Here is a 5230-nt window from a genome sequence, read left to right as displayed (position 1 = left end):
ACCTCCCACAGCTCCACCACCCCCATCCCGTCCTCCTCCCCATGCCCCTCGGCGAGCCATCGCTCCATCAACCCCGTGTACGGCGTCAGCAGCTCCGCGCTCACCCCCTGCTCCTCCGCCGTGCGCAGCAGGGTCGCGTTGCCCGCCACCTGCATCGCGAGGTTGGAGACGACGCCCTTGCCGTAGTCGCCGCTCTCCAGTTGGGCGGCGGCCTGGTGGACGGACGGGGCCATCGCGGTGAGCCAGGACGCCAGCAGCGGTGCGAAGTCGCTCGGCGCGACGTCCTCCCGCCGGATCAGGGCGAAGGCATGGGAGACGCCCGCGAACATGCCGGTCATCGCGCTCAGCAGCGCCACGTCGTGCAGGGCCGCGAAGCCCGGGTCCTCGCCGACGTAGCGGGTGCCGGCGGGGACGGCGAGGGTGTCGCGGTGCTCGGTGAAGAGGGCGGGGGAGCCGCTGTAGAAGACGTAGCCGCCCGCATCCGCGTCGCCGATCATCGGCGGTACGGCCATGATGCCGCCGTCCAGGAAGCGGGCCCCGCGCTCCGTCGCCCACGCGGCGCGGGTGCGGCCGTCGGCGGGGGTGCCGGTGGTCAGGTTGACCAGGTCACGGCCGGTCAGGTCGACGCCGTCCAGGGCCGCGCCCACCGAGGCGTCGTCCAGGAGGCAGACGATCACCAGGCGGTTCGCCGAGACCGCCTCGGCGGCGGTGCGGGCGACGGTGGCGCCCTCGGCGGCCAGGGCCTCGGCGCGGGCGGGGGTGCGGTTCCAGACGGTCACGGGGTGGCCGGCGGCCAGCCAGGCGCGGACGAGGGCGGTGCCCATCGCGCCAGTGCCGAGGACGGTGAGCGGAGTGAGTGGAATACGAGGAGCGGGTGCCTTGTCAGTCATGGGGACAAGCCTCTTCCGGGGGAGCAGGACCGCTCAAGTACGTACTTTCGAGTGGGTGGTTACCCCGGGGGAAGCACGCGGGCGGTGGACGAACGGGGTGAAGGCGATGGGTACGGCACGGCGGCCGGGGGCGTACGTGTGCGGGGTCGACGCGGCGATGGACGTGATCGGCGGGAAGTGGAAGGTGCTGATCCTCTGGGCGCTCGGCGAGCACGTCCGCCGCTTCGGGGCCCTGCGCCGGGAGCTGCCGGGCGTGACGGAGAAGGTGCTCGCCGCACAGCTGCGGGAGCTGGAGGCCGACGGCATCGTGCACCGCGAGGAGTACCCCGAGGTGCCGCCGCGCGTCGAGTACTCGCTCACCGCGCGGGGCGTCGCCCTCAACGAGGCGCTGGCGCCGCTCGGCCTGTGGGGCAAGGCGCACGTCCTGGGCGAGCGCTCACCGGCTGCCGGTCAGGTGCGCGAAGACGACCACGTTCCCCTGGTAGCCGGTACTGCGTGAGTAGTCGCCGCCGCAGGTGATGACCCGCAGCTCGGGCCGGGGCGCCGCGCCGTACACCTTGGCGTCGGGGAAGTCGTCGGCGGCGTAGACCTCCACCGCGTCCACCGTGAAGACCGCGACGCCGCCGTCCCGCCGGTCGACCTCGATCGTGGCGCCCTTCTCCAGCGCGCCGAGCCGGTAGAAGACGGCGGGGCCCTCGGCGTTGTCGACGTGCCCGGCGACGATGGCGGTGCCCCTCTCACCCGGGGTGGTGCCGGCCTCGTACCAGCCGGCGAGGTTCTTCTTCTCGGCGGGCGGCACGTCCAGGCTGCCGGAGGAGGTCAGCCCGAGCCCCGTCATGGGCGCGTCGACCTTGATCGCGGGGATCCGGACGCGGTCCGGTGGCGAGGGCGGCAGCGCCGGTGCGGCGGGCGGCGCCTCGGCGCTCCGCCCGGTGCCGGAGGCGGCCTGCGCGGCCGACGGCTGCGGCGGGGCCTCGCTCTCCGCGCCGCCGACGAGCAGCCACGCCCCGGAGCAGAGAGCGACCGCGGTGACCGCGGCTATCGCGGTGTTGCCGACCCTGCGCATCTACATCCCCTCTCCAGTCGGGCCTGGTGGTCTCCCCTGCCCCCTCCGGGCCGCGAGGGGCGTCGGACCCGGAGGGGGTGGGGAAGTGCGGTACCGGCGGACGGGCAGCGGAGGGTGCCCGTCAGATCCCGTCGCCTCTCGCCCGGCGATGCAGGAGCCAGGTACCGCCCGCGGCGGCGACGGCGAGAGCCGCCACACCGGCCGCGGTCTGCACGGGATCGGGGCCAAGAGCGCCGCCGACCCCCGTCTTCACGCTTCCTCTGGGGTAGACAGGCGCCTCGGCCGCGGTCAGCGTCACCACCAGGTCGCCCGTCACCCGCTGCTCGTCGTCCCCGCAGGTCGCGACGATCTCGTACGTTCCCGGCTGCGCGCTCGGCGGCACCTCGAAGTGGCCGGCCGTCTCCCCGTCGCCCGTCCCCGGCGCCAGCGGGAACGTGCCGGCGCCGACCGCGCTGGCGTCACCGGCCGCCGAACCGCTCTCCCCGCACCACGCCGTGGTCACCATGGCCCGCTCGCCCGGCACGACCGAGGACGGGTACACCTCCAGACCACCGGTCGGTGCGGCGTCCCCGGCGTACACGGTCGCCGGGGAGGCGAGGCCGACGGCCGCGACGGCGAGCGCGGTACCGGTCAGCAGGCGGGCGGTACGTCGCATCGGTGCTCCTTTGAGCTCTTCGGTGGCCCCTGCCCTACCGAGGAAAGTGGCAGCGGACCCCGCCCGCTCCCCGAGCGCGCGGCGCGGATTGGGATGAACGGGTGTCGCCGGTGCGCCGGAGGGGAGTTGATGTGACTGCGTTTCAGCAGGTCACGCGGGTGTGCCGGGCGGGCGGGGGAAAAGATCCCGAAGGGTGCGGGACGCGGGTGTGAACGGGTGACCGGCGCCGCCGAACGGGCCCGCCGCCGCCACGGCTTGACCTCAAGTTTGGTCGAGGTATCAGGCTGTTCCGCATGGACACCACGACCGCCCCACTGCGGGTGACCCTCCTTGTCGGCAGCAACCGCCACGGCCGCTTCGGCCCCGTCGTCGCCGACTGGCTCCTGGACCACCTCCGGGCCCACGACGACCTGATCCCGGAGGTGGTCGACGTGGCCGAGACCGAACTCCCCACGACATTGGCCCCGACCCCGGAGGCGGCCGCCGCGCTGGCCGAGGTCACGCCCAGGCTCGCCGGCGCCGACGCGTTCGTCGTGCTCACGCCCGAGTACAACCACTCGTTCCCGGCGGGCCTGAAGAACGTCATCGACTGGCACTTCACCGAGTGGCGGGCCAAGCCCGTCGGCCTCGTCTCGTACGGCGGCCTGGCCGGCGGCCTGCGCGCCGCGGAGCACCTGCGCCAGGTCTTCGCCGAACTGCACGCCGTCACCGTCCGCGACACCGTCTCCTTCCACAACGCGGGCGCGTCCTTCGACGACGAGGGCACGCTCAGGGACCCGTCGGGTCCGGACGCCGCGGCGAAGACGATGCTCGACCAGCTGGTGTGGTGGGGGCGCGCCCTGCGCGAGGCGAAGGAGAAGCGGCCCTACGACATCTGAGAACGCGCGGGGCCGCCCCGGCTTCCGTCGCGGAAACCGGGGCGGCCCACGTCGCGTGCGCGGCGGGCTCAGCCCACGCTCACCGCGCTCCACGCCGCGCCGACCGCCGCGTACTCGGCGCTGTCGGTGCCGTACAGGTCACCGGCCGCGCTCAGGGTGGCCGTGCGGGCGCCCGCGTAGTCCGTGGACGAGGTCATGTACACCGTCAGCGCCCGGTACCAGACGTCCCCGAGCTTGTCCCGGCCGATCCCGGAGACCGAGGAGCCGTCGCAGGTGGGGGAGGAGTAACGGACCCCGCCCACGGTCCGCGCGCCGCTGCCCTCGGCCAGCAGGTAGGCGAAGTGGTTGGCGATCCCGGAGGAGTAGTGGACGTCCAGGTCGCCCACCGCCGTGTTCCAGCAGTCGGCCGAACTGCCGTCCCTGCTCGGCTTGTCCATGTAGCGCAGCGCGTCCCGGCCGAACCCGTCCCGGACGACCTTCTCGCCGATCAGGTAGTCCCCGGGGTCGGTGGCGTTGCCCGCGTGCCACTCCACCAGCGTGCCGAAGATGTCCGAGGTCGCCTCGTTGAGGCCGCCGGACTCGCCCGAGTACGTCAGCGCGGCCGTCGACGAGGTCACCCCGTGCGTCATCTCGTGCCCGGCGACGTCCAGCGAGACCAGCGGCCCGAAGGTGCTCCCGTCACCGTCGCCGTACGTCATGCAGAAGCAACTGTCGTCCCAGAAGGCGTTGTTGTACTTGGTGCCGTAGTGCACCCGGTTGTACGACCCCTTGCCGTCGCCCGCGATGCCGCTGCGCCCGTGCACGTCCTTGTAGTAGTCCCACGTGACGTCGGTGCCGTACTGCGCGTCCACGGCGGCCGAGGCGCGGTCGGCGGCGCTCCCCGTGCCCCAGTGGTTGTCGGCGTCGGTGAGCGGCGTCGAGGGGGCCCGGACCAGGCAGATGCCGAGGAAGCACAGGTCGGTCTGGTTCTTTGCGTCACCGGTGTAGGTGGAGCCGCGCGTCGGGTCCTTGAGCTGGTACGACGACCCCGAGGACGTCGTGTCCAGCGGCACCTTGCCGCCGTACAGCGACTCCCCGTCGCCCGCGGCCGTCTCGACGGTGTCCCAGGCGTCGATGCGGGCACCGGTCCCGGCGTCGGTCAGCACGGTGCGCGCGACCGGGTTGCCGGCGGGGTCCATCGCCGCCGCGTTCGTCCGCCAGGCCAGCTTCGGGGTCCCGTGCAGGGCGTCGACCACCAACTGCGGTTTGGCGGTGAGCTTCTTCAGCAGCTCGCCCGGGTTGGCGGCGCGCAGCGCGTTCGCGGCCAGGTCGGCGGCCTTGGGGGCCGACAGCTTCGGGGTGACGGTCGGCAGGGAGACCTGGGCCTCTGTCGCGCGGTCCGCGCCGCGGAAGTCGCCGTCGGGGGCGAGGTGGAGGACGAAGTCGCCGCCCAGGACCGGGAGTTCGCGGTAGGTGCGGTCGTAGCGGACATGCTGGGTGCCGTCGTCGTCGACGATGACGTCGCGGACCTCGGTGTCCTGCGCCGCGGTCAGCCCGAGGGCGTCGGCCCGGTCGGCGAGGACGGCGTCCGCGTGGCCGAGGGCGTCGGCGGAGGTGGGTCCGTCGGCGGCGTGGGAGGTGGGGGCGAGGACGGTGCCGAGCAGCGCGGCGGCGGTGGCGGCGATGCCGGCCGTGGCGGGACGGGAACCTCGGACGTGCCGTATTCGGCTCATCGGACTCCTTGGGGAGGAGCGCTTCGGGG

At 73.7% G+C, this 5230-nt stretch carries 6 protein-coding genes; 2 read left to right on the top strand and 4 right to left on the bottom strand.

The window, feature by feature from the left end; translation table 11 throughout:
* On the bottom strand, positions 1 to 890 hold an 890-nt coding region (locus DMH12_RS36925; RefSeq protein WP_148107585.1), incomplete at its 3' end, for an NAD(P)-dependent oxidoreductase.
* Positions 891 to 996: 106 nt separating this feature from the next.
* Between DMH12_RS36925 and DMH12_RS36920 the strand changes: the two genes are divergently transcribed.
* Complete coding sequence (locus DMH12_RS36920) at positions 997 to 1389, top strand: helix-turn-helix domain-containing protein (RefSeq protein WP_125495658.1); 393 nt, start codon at positions 997 to 999, stop codon at positions 1387 to 1389.
* On the opposite strand, the gene DMH12_RS36915 is transcribed toward DMH12_RS36920, so the two are convergent.
* Together DMH12_RS36915 and DMH12_RS36910 are read right to left on the bottom strand one after the other, a co-directional pair.
* On the bottom strand, positions 1327 to 1956 hold the full coding sequence (locus tag DMH12_RS36915) for a class F sortase (protein ID WP_125495657.1): 630 nt from the start codon (positions 1954 to 1956) through the stop codon (positions 1327 to 1329). The two genes, DMH12_RS36920 and DMH12_RS36915, sit on opposite strands and share 63 nt — an antisense overlap.
* 121 nt (positions 1957 to 2077) lie before the next feature.
* A complete protein-coding gene (locus DMH12_RS36910) occupies positions 2078 to 2611 on the bottom strand; it encodes a hypothetical protein (protein WP_125495656.1) in 534 nt (177 codons plus the stop codon).
* 293 nt (positions 2612 to 2904) lie between these two features.
* Between DMH12_RS36910 and DMH12_RS36905 the strand changes: the two genes are divergently transcribed.
* Positions 2905 to 3489 (top strand): NADPH-dependent FMN reductase, encoded by a 585-nt coding sequence (locus DMH12_RS36905; protein ID WP_125495655.1) that lies wholly within the window; start codon positions 2905 to 2907, stop codon positions 3487 to 3489.
* 68 nt (positions 3490 to 3557) lie between these two features.
* Here the strand turns inward: DMH12_RS36905 and DMH12_RS36900 are convergent, their stop codons facing one another.
* The gene (locus DMH12_RS36900; protein ID WP_125495654.1) at positions 3558 to 5201 is read right to left on the bottom strand and encodes a M4 family metallopeptidase; all 1644 of its coding nucleotides are present in this window, start codon (positions 5199 to 5201) and stop codon (positions 3558 to 3560) included.
* Positions 5202 to 5230 lie beyond the last annotated feature (29 nt).

This window comes from Streptomyces sp. WAC 04229 (assembly GCF_003947455.1).
GTDB lineage: Bacteria > Actinomycetota > Actinomycetes > Streptomycetales > Streptomycetaceae > Streptomyces.
This window is presented reverse-complemented; position numbering and strand designations above follow the sequence as displayed.

Bases quoted from the DNA above. Each gene is read 5' to 3' on its own strand.
- DMH12_RS36915 (WP_125495657.1), bottom strand. From the start codon at position 1,956: ATGCGCAGGGTCGGCAACACCGCGATAGCCGCGGTCACCGCGGTCGCT.
- DMH12_RS36905 (WP_125495655.1), top strand. From the start codon at position 2,905: ATGGACACCACGACCGCCCCACTGCGGGTGACCCTCCTTGTCGGCAGC.
- DMH12_RS36900 (WP_125495654.1), bottom strand. From the start codon at position 5,201: ATGAGCCGAATACGGCACGTCCGAGGTTCCCGTCCCGCCACGGCCGGC.
- DMH12_RS36920 (WP_125495658.1), top strand. From the start codon at position 997: ATGGGTACGGCACGGCGGCCGGGGGCGTACGTGTGCGGGGTCGACGCG.
- DMH12_RS36910 (WP_125495656.1), bottom strand. From the start codon at position 2,611: ATGCGACGTACCGCCCGCCTGCTGACCGGTACCGCGCTCGCCGTCGCG.